The sequence below is a fragment of the Vibrio sp. 1727 genome (assembly GCF_033344415.1).
In the GTDB taxonomy this organism is placed as follows: domain Bacteria; phylum Pseudomonadota; class Gammaproteobacteria; order Enterobacterales; family Vibrionaceae; genus Vibrio; species Vibrio alginolyticus.
In genome coordinates, this window is sequence record NZ_JAWPOT010000005.1 from 15,419 (window position 1) to 36,896 (window position 21,478).

At 44.3% G+C, this 21,478-nt stretch carries 15 protein-coding genes; 8 read left to right on the forward strand and 7 right to left on the reverse strand.

The window, feature by feature from the left end:
- Positions 1-108: 108 nt before the first annotated feature.
- The gene (gene rlmE / locus R8O10_RS07115; RefSeq protein ID WP_213907273.1) at positions 109-738 is read right to left on the reverse strand and encodes a 23S rRNA (uridine(2552)-2'-O)-methyltransferase RlmE; all 630 of its coding nucleotides are present in this window, start codon (positions 736-738) and stop codon (positions 109-111) included.
- Between the two features lie 138 nt (positions 739-876).
- Between rlmE and yhbY the strand changes: the two genes are divergently transcribed.
- Positions 877-1,173, forward strand: a complete 297-nt coding sequence (gene yhbY, locus R8O10_RS07120; protein WP_005380066.1) for a ribosome assembly RNA-binding protein YhbY — start codon at positions 877-879, stop codon at positions 1,171-1,173.
- A gap of 84 nt (positions 1,174-1,257) precedes the next feature.
- Here the strand turns inward: yhbY and greA are convergent, their stop codons facing one another.
- A complete protein-coding gene (gene greA, locus R8O10_RS07125) occupies positions 1,258-1,731 on the reverse strand; it encodes a transcription elongation factor GreA (protein WP_005380065.1) in 474 nt (157 codons plus the stop codon).
- 546 nt (positions 1,732-2,277) lie between these two features.
- On the opposite strand from greA, the gene R8O10_RS07130 reads away from it, so the two are divergent.
- Together R8O10_RS07130 and dacB are read left to right on the forward strand one after the other, a co-directional pair.
- A complete protein-coding gene (locus tag R8O10_RS07130; protein WP_005380064.1) occupies positions 2,278-3,300 on the forward strand; it encodes a porin in 1,023 nt (340 codons plus the stop codon).
- Positions 3,301-3,486: 186 nt separating this feature from the next.
- Positions 3,487-4,908, forward strand: coding sequence for a serine-type D-Ala-D-Ala carboxypeptidase (dacB, locus tag R8O10_RS07135; RefSeq protein ID WP_017820417.1), 1,422 nt, complete (start codon positions 3,487-3,489; stop codon positions 4,906-4,908).
- On the opposite strand, the gene R8O10_RS07140 is transcribed toward dacB, so the two are convergent.
- Positions 4,887-5,732 (reverse strand): magnesium transporter, encoded by an 846-nt coding sequence (locus R8O10_RS07140; protein WP_005380062.1) that lies wholly within the window; start codon positions 5,730-5,732, stop codon positions 4,887-4,889. The two genes, dacB and R8O10_RS07140, sit on opposite strands and share 22 nt — an antisense overlap.
- Positions 5,733-6,150: 418 nt before the next feature.
- Positions 6,151-7,338: a tyrosine--tRNA ligase gene (tyrS, locus tag R8O10_RS07145; RefSeq protein ID WP_017820416.1), complete on the reverse strand. Its 1,188-nt coding sequence runs from the start codon at positions 7,336-7,338 to the stop codon at positions 6,151-6,153.
- A 130-nt stretch (positions 7,339-7,468) separates the two neighbouring features.
- Here tyrS and R8O10_RS07150 point away from each other — a divergent pair, with 130 nt between their 5' ends.
- The gene (locus R8O10_RS07150) at positions 7,469-8,761 is read left to right on the forward strand and encodes a peptidoglycan DD-metalloendopeptidase family protein (protein ID WP_005386530.1); all 1,293 of its coding nucleotides are present in this window, start codon (positions 7,469-7,471) and stop codon (positions 8,759-8,761) included.
- A 64-nt stretch (positions 8,762-8,825) separates the two neighbouring features.
- Here R8O10_RS07150 and vmeK read toward each other — a convergent pair whose 3' ends face one another.
- The 3 genes from vmeK to erpA form a co-directional block, all read right to left on the reverse strand.
- The gene (vmeK, locus tag R8O10_RS07155) at positions 8,826-11,930 is read right to left on the reverse strand and encodes a multidrug efflux RND transporter permease subunit VmeK (RefSeq protein WP_318191250.1); all 3,105 of its coding nucleotides are present in this window, start codon (positions 11,928-11,930) and stop codon (positions 8,826-8,828) included.
- Positions 11,931-11,939: 9 nt separating this feature from the next.
- The gene (locus R8O10_RS07160) at positions 11,940-13,055 is read right to left on the reverse strand and encodes an efflux RND transporter periplasmic adaptor subunit (RefSeq protein ID WP_104979666.1); all 1,116 of its coding nucleotides are present in this window, start codon (positions 13,053-13,055) and stop codon (positions 11,940-11,942) included.
- A 105-nt stretch (positions 13,056-13,160) separates the two neighbouring features.
- Complete coding sequence (erpA, locus tag R8O10_RS07165) at positions 13,161-13,502, reverse strand: iron-sulfur cluster insertion protein ErpA (RefSeq protein WP_005380031.1); 342 nt, start codon at positions 13,500-13,502, stop codon at positions 13,161-13,163.
- 246 nt (positions 13,503-13,748) lie between these two features.
- On the opposite strand from erpA, the gene hemL reads away from it, so the two are divergent.
- From hemL to R8O10_RS07185, 4 genes are all read left to right on the forward strand, one after another.
- Entirely contained in the window at positions 13,749-15,044 is a 1,296-nt protein-coding gene (hemL, locus tag R8O10_RS07170; RefSeq protein WP_318191251.1) for a glutamate-1-semialdehyde 2,1-aminomutase, read from the forward strand.
- A gap of 345 nt (positions 15,045-15,389) precedes the next feature.
- Complete coding sequence (locus R8O10_RS07175; protein ID WP_031779035.1) at positions 15,390-16,475, forward strand: AI-2E family transporter; 1,086 nt, start codon at positions 15,390-15,392, stop codon at positions 16,473-16,475.
- Between the two features lie 76 nt (positions 16,476-16,551).
- On the forward strand, positions 16,552-17,577 hold the full coding sequence (rsmC, locus tag R8O10_RS07180) for a 16S rRNA (guanine(1207)-N(2))-methyltransferase RsmC (protein WP_132936916.1): 1,026 nt from the start codon (positions 16,552-16,554) through the stop codon (positions 17,575-17,577).
- A 226-nt stretch (positions 17,578-17,803) separates the two neighbouring features.
- The gene (locus R8O10_RS07185; protein WP_318191252.1) at positions 17,804-21,190 is read left to right on the forward strand and encodes a response regulator; all 3,387 of its coding nucleotides are present in this window, start codon (positions 17,804-17,806) and stop codon (positions 21,188-21,190) included.
- The last annotated feature ends 288 nt before the right edge of the window (positions 21,191-21,478 follow it).

The window sequence follows — 21,478 nt, forward strand, 5'->3', positions numbered from 1 at the left end:
GTCACTCAAGGTGTAAGCCTCTCGATAACTAATTGTAATTAAAGGTAGGGTACTACAGTTCATTAACTGTAGCTATAGTGTTAACACGCTCTCAAGAGAGCAAAATGGTTAACCTTTGTAACCAGTGGCTACGACGAAGACCTCTCGAGAGCGAGCTCGCGATGAGTCTGGTTTTCTAATTTTTACGGTTTTAAACATGTCTCGGACTTCTTTCACATACTGATCGAAGCCTTCCCCTTGGAAAACCTTTACGACAAAGCTACCATTAGGCGCTAGAACTTGTCGACACATATCTAAAGCTAATTCAACTAAATACATAGCGCGAGGTTGATCAACAGAATTGTTTCCCGCGATGTTAGGCGCCATATCAGACATTACTACGTCTACCATGGAAGGTTGGATCCTTTCTAGCAAAGCTTCCAATACTGCATCATCACGAAAGTCGCCTTGTAAAAAGCTAACGCCAGCTATCGGGTCCATAGGAAGCAAGTCACACGCGATGATCTGACCACTGTCCCCTACTATCTTAGCAGCATATTGAGACCATCCGCCCGGCGCAGCCCCCAAGTCGACGACTGTCATTCCAGGCTTTAACAATTTATCTTTCGTTTGAATCTCATCGATCTTGAAATAAGCACGTGAGCGGTAGCCTTTTTTTCGGGCTTCATTCGCATATTTATCATCAAAGTGTTCTTTCAACCAACGACCAGAACTAGCCGAATGTTTTTGTTTACTCATTTTAATCCCAACAAGGCACAAATTGGAGCTATTGTTTTAATAGGCGCTACCTATTACTCAATAAATTATAGTCTTCAGCAATAGATGGCGTTAAAATAGCTTTTTTCAACCCTTATTTTAAAGAAAATTGGCCGCGTAATGAACCTAAGCACCAAACAAAAGCAGCACCTTAAAGGCCTAGCTCACAGTTTAAAACCTGTTGTGCTAATGGGCGCAAATGGACTTACAGAAGCCGTGCTAGCAGAAATTGAAATCGCTCTTAACCATCACGAACTTATCAAAGTAAAAGTTGCTTCGGAAGATCGTGAAACAAAACAGCTAATCATCGACGCTATCGTACGTGAGACGGGCGCTGAAAAAGTTCAGACTATTGGTAAAGTGCTAGTGCTATACCGCCAGTCTGAAGAGCGTAAAATCGAAATCCCTCGTAAGTAACTCTACTTACGTTGCTGAAGAAAAAAGGTCGCCTGAGGCGACCTTTTTGCGTTTTATCAGGGCAGTAATGCTACTCCAAACGACCTAGATATATTCTACTCGGTCAATTTCGAAGTCTTTCGCGCCACCCGGAGTTTGAATAGCAACTTCATCGCCTTCCATCTTGCCAATCAGGCCACGAGCAATAGGTGAGCTCACTGAAATGCGACCTGCTTTGATATCGGCTTCGTCATCACCAACGATTTGGTACGTTTTTTCTTCTTCGGTGTCGATATCAATCAAGGTTACGGTTGAACCAAAAATAACTTTACCCGTGTTCTCCATCTTCGTTACATCAATAACTTGAGCAACTGACAGTTTGTATTCAATGTCACGGATTTGTGCTTCACAAATGCCCTGCTCTTCACGAGCGGCGTGATATTCAGCATTCTCTTTTAAATCACCTAGCTCACGAGCTTCAGCAATTGCCTCTGAGATCTGAGGACGTAGTTTAAGTAGACGATCGAGTTCTGCACGTAGCTTTTGCTCGCCACGTAGTGTCATTGGAACTTTTTCCATTTTATAACCTCAAGCCCAAATGGGTCTTTGGACAAAAAAAAGCCCACCCTGTCATAGGACTGGGTAGTGCGCTTAAAGATGTATTTCGTTTAGTGTAAACAAACTCCCGGACGAAATCATCTTAATTCGAAAGACAGCAAGACTATGCCTTTTCGGCATAATGATATAACTCACTTTTAGAGCGGTTCTAGGGCGAATCACCTTCTCAATTTATTGAAAAACAACACTGTTCATTACACCAAAAACCTCAAAAAAGATAAAAACTAATCAATGTCAGGCCAATGTCATTGCCAATAATTTCAATCAAAAACAGTAATTTAAATAAAAACAACGCACAATTGAACAGTGTTCATCAGTGGGATTTATATCATTTTACTAACTCATACGGAAACTTTAGCAGTAAAACATGTCCAGCGAGTTGTTAGATCAATGGCTTACAAGTGCGAACTATATCGCTCAATTAGCCAATTTTGGACCAACAACTTGTGAGAGATCACCTCTCCCCCATACAACAATGATTATGGACAGCTAACTAGGACAAATAAGATGAAAAAGACTCTAATTGCTCTTTCTGTATCTGCAGCAGCTATGGCAACTGGCGTAAACGCAGCTGAACTTTACAACCAAGACGGTACTTCTCTAGAAATGGGCGGCCGTGCTGAAGCACGTCTATCTATGAAAGATGGCGACGCTCAAGACAAATCTCGCATCCGTCTAAACTTCCTTGGTAAACAAGAAATCAATGACAACCTATACGGTGTTGGTTTCTGGGAAGGTGAATTTGAGACTGCTCAAAACGGTACTGTAGACGGCGACGACAAGAGCGATCTAGAAACTCGTCTTGCTTACGCTGGTCTTGGCGGTGCTTACGGTGAGTTCGCATACGGTAAAACTGAAGGTGCACTAGGCGTTATCACTGACTTCACAGATATCATGGCTTACCACGGTAACTCTGCAGCAGACAAACTAGCTGTATCAGACCGTACAGACAACATGATGGCTTACAAAGGCCAGTTTGAAAACCTAAGCGTAAAAGCAAGCTACCGCTTCGCTGATCGTATGGAAAACAAAAACACTGGTGAGTACTACGACAACAAACAAGACGGTTACTCTCTATCTGCAATCTACGCTCTAGCTGACACTGGTCTTGAGCTAGGTGCTGGTTACGCAGATCAAGACAAAGCTAACGAGTACATGCTAGCTGCATCTTACACTATGTCTGATCTTTACTTCGCTGGTGTATTCACTGACGGCGAGAAAATGGAAGATTCAAACAACAGTAACACAGTTGATTACACTGGTTACGAGCTAGCGGGTGCTTACACTCTAGGCCAAACAGTATTTACAACATCATACAACAATGCAGAAACTAACAACGAAACTTCTGCAAACAACTTCGCTGTTGATGCTTCTTACTACTTCAAGCCTAACTTCCGTGGTTACATTTCTTACAACTTCAACCTGATTGATGCAGGTGACAAGTTTGGTTCAACTGACACGAGCAAAACAGTTGCAACTAAGATCGATGCTGAAGACGAGCTAGCTCTAGGTCTACGTTACGACTTCTAATTCCGGTCTTTGACTAGAATATCGAATGCCCGCTTTAAGCGGGCATTTTTTATACTTCATTTTAAGCAGCGCGCCTTTCTCTCGTGTCTCATTCATGAAGACATTTGAAGCATTTATTTAGTTACCTAGCATATTGAAAGGACTTGCGTATACTCAATCACATAACTCACCTTAGAAAGTATCATTATGCGTTTACGTTGGCCCTTGCTCATATTCTCTTCATTACTTTCTGCTTTTTCACAAGCGTACCCTCATCAAGAGGTGTTGCCTGAAGGCGCCCGCATCAGTTTAGTTGCGGAAAAACTCAGTGAAAATGCTGAGCTTGACGGTGTTCATCCTACCGAACAACTGTTCCCACCAGCGAGTACATTAAAAATCGTCACCGCATTAGCCGCAAAGCTAGAACTGGGTGATAATTTCCGGTTTCGAACCAAGCTGGAAACGTCGAACTCAGATGCAGTGATTTACTTTGTCGGCGACCCAACACTCCAAACCAACGACTTAAAATCACTTCTCACTCTAGCTAAGAAAAATGGCTTAAAACGGATTAACGGTGACCTATGGCTCGATAACAGCGCATTCACTGGCTATAACCGTGCGGTGGGCTGGCCGTGGGATATCTTGGGAGTTTGCTACAGCGCTCCGGCATCGACCATCACACTCAATAACAACTGTGTACAAGCCTCTATCTATACACAAAAAGATGGTGGAACGCGGGTCTACGTACCAGAGCATCAACCTATTCGTGTCACAAGTACCGTAGAAACAGTTTCTAAAACCATTAAGAAAAGTCGTCATTGTGACTTAGGTTTAGTTGCAAATCCCGATAACAACTACAAGCTAACAGGGTGCTTGGTTGAAAGAGACAAACCATTGCCACTGAAATTTGCGGTTCAAGACCCTGAGCGATACACCAGTCAAAGGTTGGCGACTTTGCTCAAGGAGCTCAACATTGGGGTATCAGGAAAGATTAGGGTCGGTACGGCGCCAGAAAAGCAGCGAAAGCTCATCGCAATGCATCAATCAAAGGCCTTACCAGACATTCTTGAAGATATGCTCAAAAACTCTGACAACTTGATTGCCGACACATTAACCAAAACACTTGGTGCTAAATTTTTCGTTCAGCCAGGCAGTTTTACTAACGGTACAGAAGCGATCAAGCAGATCATTTTCGCCAACACTGGTATTGATATTCGTAATGCGCGCCTAGAAGACGGCTCAGGACTTTCGCGAAATAACCGGATCTCCGCGACCAAGATGGCTGAAATGCTGCGCTATATTTGGAAGCATGAAAACGAACTCAAATTGATTGCCATCATGCCGAAATCAGGTGAATCCGGCACATTAAAGTACCGACAAAGTATGCGAAAACTTCCAATTAAAGGACAGCTGATCGCGAAAAGTGGCTCTATCTACGGGACTTACAATATGGCTGGATATGGCTTGGATAAAAATGGTCAACCTAACACCATTTTTGTTCAGTTTGTTTCAGACTACTTCCCAGAAAAACGGGACGACAACACACCTGTCATCGCCCCGATTACACATTTTGAGCAGCTTTTTTACAATGACATTGTGAACTTTAGTCAGGCAATACCTAAGAAATAGTTCACCACGTTAAAGTAAATCCACATTCCTGAAATATCGACGATAGACGCAAGAACTGGACTCACCAATACGGCTGGGTCCAACTTGCAAGCTCGTGCAATAATTGGCAACAGCCCGCCCAATGTTGTAGAAATGGTGACTTGAATGAACAGCGCAACTGCTATTGCCAGTGCGATATCGGTCAGTTCAAAGCCTCCTGTTGATTGTCCTGCACTAAATAACATAATGCGTCCAATCATCACGATAGCGATCGCTAGCGCAATAAATAGAGCGACTCGGCTCTCTTTCCACAAAACTTCTAACCATTGGCGTTTTTTTAACTCTCCAGTAGCAAGAGCACGAATCACCAAAGTTGCTGCTTGTGTTCCTGTGTTACCACCAGCAGCTGCAATCACTGGCATGTACACTGCAAGTAAAACAAGCTGACTAAGGGTGTCCTCATACTGAGCGATGATCAAGCCTGACACTATCCCTAAAAGAGCCAGCGCAATGATCCATCCAATACGCTGTTTTACATGCCCTAAAACACTAGTTGATAAATAACCATCGGGTGTATCAACTTCAGACATATGCAGACCCAGTTGGTGAGCATAATGACGTGCGCGTTTGTCATGACCTGCTTGCTCAAGTTGAGCAATAAGACTATTCACATAGCCGACAGAGCAATGCTGTAAAATACCTACAGCCTCATCAATCGGCATAACCGTAAGCAAATGGACTTGTTGCTCTTGCTCGTACTGCAAGAATGCATTGCGAGCTGCACCAATTTCTACTTCAGAAAAGTTTGGTGTTGTTTCAATAAAAGTGTTGTTCATTACCGTCATGGCGAATCTCCCGATTGGCATTGGTAACGACCATCGACAAAGCATGAAAAGCCACTCTTGCACGCTAAAAGTCAGACAACAATTAAGATGCACAGAGAAAACCAATGCGAATGCACTGTCTATTCAGAATGTATGAAGGAAATAACGAGAAGAAAATTAGAAAAGATGCCTCACCACTTAGGTAAGGCGGAGATCGCCAATACCGAAGCGGGTTATTTCGCTCCCTTAATCTTACTCACCCAACGACTGGGAGGATGGTCGGTATTGTTCATGTAAATCTCCGATAGCGCTGCCATTATTGGCAGCGCAAGTATAGTAGCAAAGTTCATCAGGTATGGAAGTTTTACTTTGCCGTTTTTGCTAAATTTTCATACAAAAAAAGCGCCCTTCGGACGCTTTCATTTGCAGTCATTATGAATTACTGAATAGTAATACGAGCAAATTTACGTTTGCCTACTTGGAACACGTAAGTACCCGCTTCTGGAGCAAATTTGCTGTCCGCAATTTTTTCACCATCAATCTTCACAGCGCCCTGCTTAACCATGCGCATCGCATCTGACGATGATGGACATAAGCCTGCTTCTTTCAACAGATTACTCACTGGGCGACCTGCGTCAAAGTCAAACTCTGGCATTTCATCAGGAATTTGGTTCTTCGCAAAACGGTTTACGAATTCTTGCTCTGCTGCATCGGCATCGGCTTCACTGTGGAAACGAGCAATAATTTCTTTTGCTAGCAATACTTTGATGTCACGAGGATTTTTGCCCGCTTCTACATCAGCTTTGAATTGAGCAATCTCTTCCAGAGGACGGAAAGAGAGCAGCTCGTAGTAGCTCCACATTAGGTCATCAGAAATAGACATGATTTTACCAAACATTTCGCTTGGCGCTTCGCTGATACCGATGTAGTTGTTTGCTGACTTAGACATCTTCTTCTCGCCATCAAGGCCCACTAGAAGCGGCATCATCAGTACAACCTGAGGTTTTTGACCGTGAGACTTTTGCAGTTCACGACCCATTAGAAGGTTGAACTTCTGGTCTGTACCACCTAATTCAACATCCGTTTCCATTGCTACTGAGTCCCAGCCTTGTAGAAGTGGGTACATGAACTCATGAATAGCAATTGGCTGACCACCCGCGTAACGCTTTTTAAAGTCGTCACGCTCTAGCATACGAGCAACGGTTTGGTTTGCCGCAAGGCGAATCATACCTTCTGCGCCCAGTTCAGACAGCCACTCAGAGTTAAACTGAATTTTAGTCTTTGCAGGATCGAGAATTTTGAACACTTGCTCTTTGTACGTTTCAGCGTTACGCAATACGTCTTCGCGACTTAGCGGTGGACGAGTTGTGTTTTTACCTGTTGGGTCACCAACCATTGCAGTGAAGTCACCGATTAGGAACGTCACTTCATGACCTAGTTCTTGGAACAAGCGAAGCTTATTGAAAATAACCGTATGGCCTAGGTGAATGTCAGGTGCTGTTGGATCAGCGCCCAATTTAATACGTAGAGGACGGTCTTCTTTTAGTTTTGCGATTAGCTCTTCTTCTGGAATCAGCTCTTCAACACCGCGCTTAATCTCGGCTAGTGCAGCTTCAATGCTCGCCATTCTTGTTCACTCCCACAGATTTGGCAAAAATATAATAGCTGAACATATTACTTGAATAGCGATGCATTTTGAAACACGTTAGACTAGGTAGTTGTCACTTTTTCCGTTTAATTTAGCAATCAAGTACCTCATGCATTCGATTTTTGTCCGACTTCCACTCTTGCACAAAGTATTGATCGGTTTTTTTAGTGCGCTGATTATCTTCGCGCTCTTCTTTTTACCTGATCCGCAAGACCTAGACCCGCAGCAGAGCCGATTAAAAGTTGGTCAACATTATCCTGTGCCAGTTTCCCTCGAACTCAGTGCACTAAATAGTTCATCGCCTGCGGTTCCTGCCGTGCTGCGCTGGGAAACATACAAAGTAAAAAATGGCGAGAGTGCTGCCATCTTATTTAGTCGCGTAGGACTTTCTGCTCGTCTATTACATGAACTGGTCTCATCAGACAAAGAAGTGGAAAAACAGTTAACTCGGCTTCGACCTGGTGACCGATTGCAATTTGGTTTTGACGAAAATAACGACTTGGTGCAGCTAAGAAGAACATTAAGCGCGTTCGAGACTTTTCGTATCACATTAAAAGACGGCAAGTACGTTTCTGAAGTTGATAAGAAAGAAGTCGACTTCCAGTACAACTACGCAGAAGCCACCATCAAATCAAACTTTTGGAATGCAGGAATATCTTCTGGATTAAATGGTAACCAAATCATGGAACTGGCTGGCATATTTGGTTGGGACATCGACTTTGCTTTAGATATTCGTAAAAACGATAGCTTCCGAGTACTTTACCAAGAGGAAGTGGTAGAAGGAGAAGTAATCGGCCGTGGAAAAATCATTGCTGCGATCTTTAAAAACCAAGGCGATACCTTTACCGCAATATTGGATCAGAAAAGTGGCAAGTATTACGACGAAAATGGGCGTGCAATGAAAAAAGCATTCTTACGCGCGCCGTTGGATTTCCGTCGAGTTTCGTCTAACTTCAACCCACGCCGCTTACATCCAGTGACGGGACGCGTTCGTCCTCATAGAGGCACGGACTATGCAGCACCAGTGGGCACCCCGATTTGGGCGGCTGGTGATGGCGTCGTTCAAAAATCGTCTTACAACAAATTTAATGGTAACTACGTTTTCATTAAACATAGTAATACTTACATTACCAAGTACCTGCACTTAACCAAACGTACTGTACGAGCTGGTCAACGCGTTAAGCAAGGCCAAACCATTGGTACGCTTGGCGGAACTGGCCGTGTAACTGGCCCTCACCTGCACTATGAGTTCCTTGTGAATGGTGTCCATAAAAACCCGCGCACGGTGAATTTGCCACAATCTAAATCCCTGACAGGCAAAGCGAGACAAACTTTCATGGCAAACGCGAAAATTAGCATGGACAAGCTTGAACGCTACAGCAAACTGCTAGCAATGAAGTAAGCCAGGTATTGAAAAGGGCAGCGAAGCTGCCCTTTTTGTTTTGTCGATATCATCACGATAAAGCTTACTGTTCGGAGTGATGCTCTCTCCCGAGCATAAGCAAACACGGTGTCAGAACTAACGTTAGCAAAGTCGCAAACGCCAAACCACCCGCGACAGCGGTCGCAAGCTGAGACCACCATTGAGTGCTTGGTGCGCCAAACTCCACTTTCTGATTAACTAAGTCGATGTTCATTTCTAACACCATTGGCAATAAGCCTAATATGGTGGTCACCGTCGTAAGTAAAACGGGTCTTAAACGCTGCATACCCGTACGCAAAATAGCCTCAGATTTTTCTAAGCCACGTTTACGCATCTGATTATAAGTATCGATTAAAACAATATTGTTGTTTACCACGATACCAGCCAACGCAATCACTCCAATTCCCGACATAATGATGCCAAATGGCTTTTGGAAAATAAGTAATCCAGCGAAGACACCAACGGTAGAAAACAGCACTGCACTAAGGATTAAGAAAGCTTGATAAAAGCTATTAAACTGCGTAATTAAAATCAAAGCCATCACACCAAGCGCGACAATAAAAGCATTTTGCAAGAATGCTGATGAGTTTTCCTGCTCTTCATTTTGACCCCGAATCTTATATTCAATGCCTTCTGGTAAGTCGAGCTGTTCCATTCCAGCGGCAATCTTAGGTAACTCAAGCGCCAAATTGTAACCTTCCACCATATCCGCTTTAATATTGATAACTCGATGACCGTCGACCCGACGAATAGTGTCTTGCTTATGATCTGGTTTGATTTGAGCAAAATTCGTAATCGGTACCAGACCAGCTGCCGTTTTCACTCTCAGTTGATCAAATCGACCTATGTCGCGCTTATCTTGCGGATAGCGCACCAAAATATCGACTTCTTCATTCGCATCATCAGGCAAATAATCGCCTATTTTCAAGCCGTTCGTAACAAACTGGACGGTATTCCCGACTAAGGTAGCATCCGCTGCAAAGCGAGAAGCGTCATCTCGCTGGATATCAATTTGCCAATCAATCCCTTCCTTATTAGTGGTATCACTCAAGTTGGTCAGTGCAGGATTACCATCAGCCCAATGTCGTACTTTTTTGGCCGCTTCATCTAACGCACTAACACTCAAGTTTCGTGATGATACTTCAATCACGAGATCATGCTCGACAGGCGGTCCTGCGTCCGGGAATTTATACTCAAGTTCAACACCATAAAAGCGGTCTGTCGTCTCTTTTAGTTCCTCAATAATGGTTTTCACTTTGCGTCGATATTGCCAATCCACAGGCGTTATTTGAATCTGGCCAATCTCGTCCCCATTATCGCTCGATCCTGTGCGCGTGTAGACACTTTCAAACTCGTCATGACCGAGCATCACCTTCTCGATTTCGCGCATAACAACATCTTTTTCGTGAATAGACAGGTCACCATAAGAACGAACTTTAACGGTAAAAAAGGCAGGGTCCACTTCAGGGAAAAACTCTGCACCCAAGCCAGCTTTGTTGTAAGTGAAGCCGACACCTGCCGCTAGCAGTATCGCGCTGAGTAAGACCTTCCATGGATGACGAATCGCTACCGACAGAGTCTGGTAATAAAGCTTGGTAATGCCTGTCGCTTTTTCAAAGTTGCCGTTATGCAGCTCAACCATTTCTCGCTGAGCTTTCTGATTGACGACTTGAGGCTTGCCAATGATCCCACCGATGACAGGAACGAACAATAAAGCCATCATCAGCGAAGCGGCCAAAGTAGCAATTAAAGTAAGTGGTAAGTACTTCATGAACTCACCAGTGATGTCTGGCCAGAAAAGTAACGGAGCAAACGCAGCCAATGTGGTTGCTGTGGATGCAGTAATAGGCCAGGCCATTCGCTTTGCTGCATCTCGATAGGCTTCTTTACGTGGCGTTCCTTCTTGCATGCGCCGATCTGCAAACTCTGTCACCACAATGGCACCATCCACCAACATGCCTACTGCCATAATTAAGGCAAACAGTACGACGATATTGACCGTCAGCCCAAATACCGATAACACCAACAACCCAGTCAAGAACGATCCTGGAATAGAAATCCCCACGAGAAGCGCGGTCCTAACCCCCAATATGGCAATAATGACGATAACTACGAGGATAATTGCGGATAAGATATTGTTTTGTAGATCACTGAGCATCAATTTGACATCGTCGGATTGATCCCAAGTGTATTTAACTTGCAAATTGTCGGGCCACTCGGCGCGCTTCTGTCCCTGATCCAGTACTTCTTTTACCAGCTCAACCGTTTCAATGATGTTTTCCCCTGCCCGTTTTTTAACGTCCAAAACGATGGCAGATTCGCCATCTAAACGAGCAAAACTTTCAGGATCGCGAAATGCACGCCGTACTGTCGCCACATCGCCAAAAGTGATCACCTCTTTGCCGTTCACCTTGATCGGTAGTTCAAGCACATCTTTCAGTGAATCAAAAACCGATGGGACTTTTACCGAAAAGCGTCCATACCCAGTATCGACAAACCCCGCAGCCACAACTCGGTTATTCAAGGCAATTAAATTATAGATATCCGCTTGATCGAGACCGTAGCTTTCCATCAATAGCGGATCGACAACTATCTCCACGATGTCTTCGCGATCTCCTGCGATTTCAACCTCAAGAACCTGACGGAAACTTTCCAAACGATCACGTAACGTTCTGGCAATCTGAACAATGGTTCGCTCTGGTACGGTGCCATAGAGCACAACGGTCAAAACAGGCTCTTCAGATGCAAACGTGACTTCGTTTACCGTCGGCTCATCACTGTCCTCTGGTAATTTTGGCTTTGCAAGATCAACCGCATCACGCACATCTGCCATCGCTTTATCAAGATCCACTCCGACACTAAACTCCAGCGTCACCGAAGCATGACCTTCTGATGCCACAGAGGTCATCTCTTTTACGCCTTCAATAGAGCGCAGCTCTTGCTCTATTGGACGAACCAATAAACGCTCGGCATCGACAGGAGAAATGCCTTGATGTCCAACAGAAACATAAATGATCGGAATGGTAATATCAGGGCTCGATTCCTTGGGGATTGTGACGTAAGTAATGACACCTGCAATTAATATCATCACCAACAATGTCAGCATAGTGCGAGCGCGAGATAACGCAGCATCAATCAGAGTGTACATAGGTGCTCCTTACTGCTCATTAGCCGCTTCAATAACTACGTCATCAACTTTATTGGCCAGTACTTGATCACCATCTCGCACAAAACCTTGTCCCAGCACGATAATGTCTACACGCTCTCCTAACCCAGAGAGCCACACACCATCATCCTCGGCCTTAACGAGTTGAATTGGAACAAACTCAACATGCTCATTACGCAGTGTCTTGACACCTAAGTTACCTTCTTCATCTAGTGCTAACATGGCAGCCGTAATCTTTACTGCCAACACTTCACTCAAAGGCAGCTGTACTTCTGCGCTCATACCAGCAGGAATTCTTGCGTCTTGATTATCAATTTCGATTTCAATTGGAAACGTATTAGTAGAAGCAGAAGAAACACGTCCAATGTAGCGTACACGACCTTGATGATGCTGTTGGTTAATGGTTCTTACGTCGGCTTCTAGGCCTTCCTTAAGGTATTGTATATGCCGTTCACTGACATCGGCTTCAATCACTAAAGTATCCAAATCAATGACCGTCGCAATAGGATCGCCAATCCCGACAAAATCACCTAACTCAACAAAGTGGTGATCTACGATGCCATCAAATGGCGCTTTAACCTCAGTATTTCTTAAAGCCGTTTGCACGTTACTCAAATTCGCACGTGCATCTACCAACGCTGCTTGCGCTGTCGCAAACGCAACCTCACCTTGCAGTCCTCGACTTTTTAGCGATTTAGCTGCATTAAACTCTTTTTCTTTAACCAACAGCATCGCCTGGGCCCGTTTAAGTTGAATGCCAAGGTCGCGCTTATCGATGTTTGCGATCACTTGTCCCTGTTTGACCGCTTGGCCTTTCTTTATGTTAAGACTGACTATTTTACCGGCAACTTCGGCGCCAAGACGCGCTTGACGATTGGGCGCTGTTCGTCCATACAATTCAATGGTTTTACTGGTAGGTTCGGCAAGAAAAGTATCAAACATCACCTTTGCAAGTGGTGTCGTGTTCGTGGATGTTGAAGAGTTAGGATGATCATCTTGTGCTTTGAGTTGGCCGATGGTTAGCCATGCAATAAGAAGTAAGACGAGGATAAGAGATACTAGCCAAGGGCGCTCGACAATTCGGCGTCCAAAAGAAAGTCCAGACATATAAAGTCCTTTTTATTATTTCTCTGCATATCTGCGAGCGTGCGCTTTACGTGACATCCTTCTACATAAAGCACAGGCAGCCATTAGCTGCCTGTTGGGTGTTAATTACACACTGAACGATGCACCACAACCACATGTTGTCGTTGCATTGGGGTTATTTACGAAGAAGCGCGCTCCTTCCAACCCTTCTGTGTAGTCAACAATACCGCCTACGAGATATTGCAGACTCATAGGGTCTACAACCAGTGTTACACCACTGTTTACGATTGTCGTATCGCCTTCGTTTACATTTTCATCAAAAGTAAAGCCGTATTGGAAGCCGCTGCAGCCGCCGCCAGTAATGTATACGCGCAGTTTCAATGCTGGGTTTTCTTCTTCAGCAATCAATGCTTTAACGCGAGATGCTGCTGCGTCAGAAAAAGATAATGGTACGTTTACTTCGCTCACGAAGACCTCTCTCACTCGTGTAATGCGTCAAGCCTGAAGCAAGACGTCAAATTTGTGCTAATTAAGACGATTATCCAATACCTGACAAACTCGTTCAAGTATTCGCCGCCGATTCTTTATAACAGATGCGGATATATAAGATTACACTGCGAAACAACACATAAATTAAGCAAAACGTTTCTAACTTGATTATAGCTAGGTACAATGCGCTCCACTTGGTCCGAGCAATCAAAAGAGGATAACCCCATGACCAAATCATCAGAGCTGTATCAAAAAGCTCAGCAAACCATCCCTGGCGGTGTCAATTCACCAGTTCGTGCATTCAACGGCGTTGGCGGTTCTCCGCTATTTATCGAACGAGCAGACGGTCCACTGATTTTTGATGCCGATGGTAAAGCGTATATTGATTACGTTGGCTCTTGGGGTCCAATGATTCTTGGCCACAACCACGCAGTTATCCGCGAAGCAGTAATTGATGCAGCGCAACGCGGTCTTAGCTTCGGTGCGCCAACAGAACTTGAAATCGCGATGGCAGAATTAGTTTCTGAGCTTGTTCCATCAATGGAGCAAATCCGCATGGTAAGTTCTGGTACTGAAGCTACGATGAGCGCGATTCGCCTTGCACGTGGCTTCACCGGTCGCGACAAGATCATGAAATTTGAAGGTTGTTACCACGGCCATGCTGACAGCTTGCTAGTAAAAGCAGGTTCTGGTGCACTAACTCTAGGCCAACCAAGCTCTCCTGGCGTTCCTGCAGATTTTGCTAAGCACACGCTAACAGCAACATTCAACGACCTAGATTCTGTACGCGAGCTATTTGCTGCTAACAAAGGCGAAATTGCTTGTATCATCGTTGAGCCAGTAGCAGGCAACATGAACTGTATTCCACCAGTGGAAGGCTTCCACGAAGGGCTACGTGACATCTGTGATCAAGAAGGCGCGCTACTAATTTTTGATGAAGTAATGACAGGCTTCCGTGTTGCTCTAGGCGGCGCGCAAGCACACTACAACATCAAACCCGACCTAACGACACTGGGTAAAGTGATTGGTGGCGGTATGCCAGTAGGTGCTTTCGGTGGCCGTAAAGAAGTGATGCAATACGTTGCACCTACAGGCCCAGTTTACCAAGCTGGTACCCTTTCCGGTAACCCTGTCGCAATGGCAGCAGGCTACGCATGTTTGAACCTTCTAAAAGAAGAAGGCAACGAAAAGCGCCTAGCTTCTAAAACGAAACAACTTGCTGAAGGTTTTAAGTCTCTAGCAGAAAAACACGGTATTCCGCTAGTTGTTAAACAAGTGGGCGGTATGTTCGGCTTCTTCTTCACTGACCAAGAAAAAGTAACTTGCTACGAAGACGTAACGAAGTGCGATATAGAACGCTTCAAGCGTTTCTTCCACTTAATGCTAAAACACGGTGTCTACCTTGCGCCATCTGCGTTTGAAGCGAGCTTTACTTCACTCGCTCATGGTTCAAAAGAGATTGATGCCACACTAGAAGCGGCTGACCGCTGTTTTGCTGTTCTTGCAGAAGAAGCGAAGTAATCGCTAAAAACGGCGATAACGCATTTAGAAAAGGACCGTAACGGTCCTTTTTTATTGCCAATTCAAAATAACCAATATCGCTAATACCCCAACGACAATGCCAAACCACGGTATTCGCTTAGCTTTTTTCTCAGTTTGACACTTTTTATCACCGTTGCAACAACCCATAGCTCATCTCTTGATTGATAACCGACTGATTTGTAGTCATTATAGCAAGGTACATCGCCCTGCTCTAATTCGGCATTGTCATAAGCTTGAAAGAGTTAAGAGTGCAAAGTAATAAAGGTTACACGCCATCATTGAAGGCATAAACCGTAAACGTCACCTGTAAGTTGGACTAATACCATGCCAAATAATGTAAAAATAACGTCGAGTCACCGAGTACTAATGGTTGCTTTACTCGCCGCTGCTTTTGCTTGCTACTTATTGGTTGAGCCATATATCAATTCAATTGTGATGGCTTTTATCATTTCTTTGCTCATGTTTCCGATACACGAATGGTTTGAGCAGAAAATTCCCAAGCACCCCAATATGGCGGCACTGCTGTCATGTGTCGTCTTGACGTTTATTATTGTTATCCCGCTTTTATTTGTGTTTGCCGCCATTGTTCAGCAAGGCTCTGTTTTCTCACAAAATACATATAATTGGGTTACCAATGGTGGTATCCAAGATATATTCCAACATCCTTTCGTTATCAAAGGCTTAGCGATTGTTAATGAGTACTTACCTTTTGATAAAATCGAGCCCAAAGCCATCGCTGAGAAAATTGGGCAATTTGCCACATCGTTTGGCTCTAACTTAGTCGCTATCAGCGCAAAGATTTTAGGAGACGCAACCAACTTCCTAATGAACTTCTTCCTGATGCTGTTTGTGCTGTTTTTTCTGCTTCGTGACCACGACAAAATTATCTCTGCGATTCGTCATATCCTGCCACTCTCACGTAGCCAAGAAGACCGCATATTGACAGAGATAGAGCAAGTTTCTAAATCAGCCGTAATGGGCTCATTCATGACAGCGATTGCTCAAGGTTTGGCTGGCGGTATCGGTATGTGGCTCGCCGGTTTCCCTGGGTTATTTTGGGGAACAATGATGGGCTTTGCATCATTCATTCCAGTGGTAGGAACCGCGCTAATCTGGATTCCTGCAGCAGCGTACTTGTTCTTAACAGGCGATATGACTTGGGCTATCTTCTTGACGGTGTGGAGTGTAGTTATCGTTGGCTCTATAGATAACCTATTACGTCCGTTGCTAATGCAAGGCAGCGCCGGCATGAATACCCTTATGATTTTCTTCTCATTACTGGGTGGTCTGCATCTGTTTGGTTTGATTGGTCTTATCTACGGCCCACTTATTTTTGCCGTGACCATGGTACTGTTTAATATCTACGAGGAAGAATTCAAAGACTTCCTTAACCAACAAGACAACAGCTAGTCACCGCTTAATCACTTCAAGCTTGGGGCAGATTGTGCGAAAATCTGCCCCAAATTATTTCTGATGAACCAAATTTATGTCTGCTTATATCGCTCCTAGCCAAATAGCTCAGCGCCAACTTGAATACTTCAACGGAAAACACGTTTTAGTCGCTGGTGAAGTTGAAGACCTATTTCCTCTTGAGTTAGTGGCTCATTGTGAGTCTGTTGAAGTGTTTACTTCCAACTATAGCTACTACCGCCAAATTCAAACCTCTGACAAAGTGAAAAGTCATTTTGGCTCTGTGTTTGATGCTGAAACAAAAGCAGACATGGTCCTTTTATACTGGCCAAAAGCAAAAGCCGAAGCAGAATACTTGCTGGCGATGTTGATGGCGAAACTGGGCATTAACACCGAAATCGTCATCGTTGGTGAAAACCGCTCCGGCATCAAGAGCATCGAGAAGATGTTCCAAGAATACGGCCCTGTGAACAAGTACGACTCTGCTCGTCGCTGCTCATTTTACTGGGGTAATTGCCTCAATGAACCAAAACCTTTCAACCAAGCAGATTGGTTTAAGTCTTACACTGTTACGCTCGGTGAGCAGTCGCTAGCGGTTAAGAGCCTACCTGGCGTATTCAGCCATGGCGAGTTCGACTTAGGTAGCCGATTGCTGCTTGAAACCTTACCTAAGCTGTCGGGCAAAGTGCTCGACTTTGGTTGTGGTGCAGGTGTACTCGGTGCGTTTATGGCGAAAGCGAATCCAGAGATCGCGATTGAGATGTGTGACATTAATGCTTATGCGATCACTTCTAGCCAAGCCACATTAGAAGCGAATGGTTTATCCGGACGCGTATTTGCATCAGATATATACTCGGATACCGCAAAAGACTACCGCTTTATCGTCAGCAACCCGCCATTCCACAGTGGTTTAGACACAAATTACAACGCAGCGGAAACCTTGTTGGGTCAGGCACCACAATATCTAACCAAAGACGGCGAAATGGTGATTGTCGCGAATAGCTTCTTAAAATACCCACCAATTATCGAGCGGGCGTTTAATAATTGCGAGACGCTAAATAAGACCAATAAATTTTCTATCTACTACGCGAAAAAATCATAACTTCCCCCCGCGCAGGCACAAACCTGCGCGATTTTTTCTCATAAATTCAACACTCATAAGAAAAACTGCGTCACCCTGCACGCTTTACAACTAACTTTCTTGTCAAAGAAAAAAAACTCGTTAATTTTGTTAATTCTATCTAGTTGAACATCTTATCCGTTTTTAACGAGAACCTCGGCAGCGAAGTATGTTTTAGAACTGCCCATTATGAGTTGTAATCTTATCCATGTTTAAATTCTACAAAAAACAGAAATTTAAGCGCCTTCAGAGTACACTGATGACCGCATTTCTGGTGCTCAGTATCACACCTCTTACCATTACTGCGATCTTTTTCTTGCAGTCCCACAGTAAAGATCTGCAAGAACAAAGCACCTCGCACTTACTGTCTGTTCGAGATACAAAACAGCAGCAAATCATCGACTACTTTGAGGCACGAGAAACCGAAGTCATGGGCTTTGTGCGCTCAGAGTTGGCTTACGCCAGTGGTGGCCGATTCTACGGTCTCGTCAATGCTTTTAGTCGTTTAGGCAATGATATTGAAGAGTCTCGTAAAAACGCCCAACAGCGCTACATCGAGGGCAGCGGAGACCAAATCAAAACCTCAACGTTACCCGAGTCATCCAACTATGTAGGAAGTGAACGTTACCGACTTTTGCATAAACGCTATCATTGGGCCTACTTGGAGCTCCTCAAGCGCTCTGATTTTAATGACATTTTGCTGGTCGACATCAATGGTAACGTCACCTACTCGATCAACAAAGACGATAACTACGGAACGAACTTGTTATCAGGCCCCTACAAAGACTCGGCACTTGGCAAAACTTTCAAGCGTCTCGCCGATGATGTGACTGAACGTCGAAAAGTAAACGAAGACTACACTCCTGTGATTGTGTCTGACTTCGAACTGGAAGGGGGTAAATCAGTCGCTTGGCTAGGTGCACCAATTGTTCAGCAAGGTTATCTACACAGCTATGCCATGTTCCGCTTGCCAAATAATGGCATCACTAAGTTAGCCGCAGACGCTAATCGAGAGTCATCCATTAACACCTTGCTGGTTGGAAATGATCACCAACCTCGCACAATCAACACGAAACAAGACGACATTAAGAACAGTTTAGAAGTGATCGATAAAGCACTCTCTGGTGCGTTTGGTGTCGGCACTTACACGAACGGCTTAGGTGAAGAAATAATCGCGGCTTATGCACCGATTGAAACTCGTGGTGTGATTTGGGCGCTCGTCGTACAGTTACCAGAAAACGAAGCTTTCGCTCGTATCCATCAACTCGAAAAACTATTCGTTATCGCTATGTTGATCGCCATTATCCTTGTGGTGATAGCTTCTCACTATTTATCAAACTTTATCACTTCTCCGTTGCTGAAATTGACTTGGGTTGCCGAAAAGGTCTCTGCAGGGGATCTTGATGACACGTCTTTTAATACGGTTCGTAAAGATGAAATTGGTAGGCTTGCGTTAAGCTTTGAACGAATGCACCGCTCTATTCGAGATAAGATTCAAACCATTAAGAAGCAAAATGAAGAACTAGAAAGCAACATACAGATCATTCAAAAACAGAATGAAGAACTGCAATTGGCCGATAAATTAAAAGATGAATTCTTAGCCACGACTTCTCATGAACTTCGTACACCGTTACACGGCATGGTCGGGATTGCTGAAACCTTAGCGTCCGGCGCCAATGGTGCGATCCCCGCTAGCCAGAAATATCAGCTTGATATCATCATTAAAAGTGGTCAGCGTCTCGCTAATCTAGTCGATGACTTGTTGGATTATCATAAAATGCGTTATGGAAGCATGGATATCCAGAAATCAGCAGTGAGTTTGGGCAGTGCAACACGATTGGTTTTAGAGCTTTCTAGCCATTTACTCGGAAGTAAAACCATCCGCATCATCAACCAAGTCCCTGCGGATTTAAAAGCAGTGTCGGCTGACCCGCAACGCCTTGAACAAGTGCTATATAACCTGATTGGCAATGCGATTAAATACACCTCAGAAGGTAAAATTGTTATCTCCGCTAATGTGGTAGATGATCATGTACGCGTACAAGTCGTGGATACTGGACAAGGAATTCCCGCAGAACAACTTGAACATATTTTTGAACCACTCATCCAAGCAGGGCAAGACGCGAGCCGTTATCGTCAAGGTGCAGGGCTTGGGCTCTCCATTAGCCGTCAATTGATCGAATTAATGGGAGGCTCGTTATACGTCAGTAGCCAACCAATGGTCGGAACTACCTTCAGTTTCACTTTACCGCTCGCCAGTGAAGAAGAAATCCAAGCAACCCAGACTCTAGCTGCGCACGGACACTTCCAAATCCCTGAAGTTAATGTAGAGAACAGTGAAGACTTATCACTTCCAGAGAACCCAGACGGCCCGTTACTGTATGTTGCTGACGATGAACCAGTAAACTTACGCGTGCTTGAAAGCTTTTTACGTTTAGAGGGCTATCGTGTGCGTACCGTCTCCGATGGGCCAGAAACGTTAGCGCTCGTCGAGCAAGAGAAGCCGGAACTTCTGTTATTGGATATCATGATGCCAGGCATGAGCGGCTACCAAGTTTGTAGTGAACTACGTGAAACCTATGATCATGCCGAGTTGCCAATCATTATGCTCACCGCACTCAGTCAAACAGAAGATCGTGTAAGAGGTTTTGAAGCAGGAGCCAACGACTATTTATCGAAACCATTTAATAAACAAGAGTTGGCGGCACGTATCCAAGCGCATTTAACGGCAAGTAAAGCAGAAATGCGCCATATGGAAAACAAAGTGCTAGAGTCTGAACTTAGACAGCGAGCAGTCGTTGAAGCAAGCTTACTTGAGACTCAAGGTCGTTTGTTGGAACAGCTAGAATCGGCTCCTGAAGCTATCATCTGTCTACGTGAAGACAAGCGTATTCGCTTTGCTAACGAAGCTGCTTGTAAGCTATTCAAGCGCAGCTTAGAACAGCTAAAGCGCTCATCTGCTGATGAGCTGATTGCCCCTAAATATCTAACCGTCAAACAACCTCATTACTGTGGCAAGATTGATATCTATATTGAAGATATTCGTCAGAACATCGAAGCAGACATTCTTAAGCTCCCTGAAGGTTCAGGGTTAGATATCATGTACATCTTTAATGTCGGCGGTGGAGCCAGTGCCGCTCGCATACATAATCTAGAAACCGCCGTAGAAGTGCTTTCAAGTTATGCATTTGATGGTGACAAAGACCAATTGCAAAAGCTAAAAGAGCTTGGCGGAGAATTTACGCGCCTTGCAGACAAAGCACTCGGTAATAAAAAGGACAAGCAAGAACTTATGCGGGAAGTTCTAGTCGACGCAATGACACATGCTTTAGAGTATTGGGAATCTGTAACGGGTGAAAGTAAATTCGCATTTGCAGAGCAAAGTGGCTTGTGGCGCGTTTATCTAGACCGAAGTACTTTACAAACACGCACCTTAGATAAATACATGCGTATAGAAACATTACCCAAAACACCACGTTGGAGAACGGTGCTAAGCTCGATAGAGTTCATTCTCGAACACTGCAAAGAACAGAGCCCCGAGAGAGCATACATAGAAGCACAACGAGATAAACTACAGCGACTATTGACCAGCTAATATTTATCAAAAAAACTAGCCCAGCGTGCATGCTGGGCTTTTTTGTTATTCGAGTATTCCCTTCCTAGAGATAAAAGAGACCGCCTCTTCCTACCCCATTACCATATTTCCAATAACGAACATTCGGTTAGACAACGCTATCTATTGTTGGTCTTCAAAACGTACGACCTTATCCATTTAACTTGTCTTAACTAGGTAAGTTCGAGCAACCGAAAAAACTTCATTCATATAATAAAAAAAGGACAACAAACGGAAGAAAACTGTCGATAAAAAAGGCCATTTTTCAGA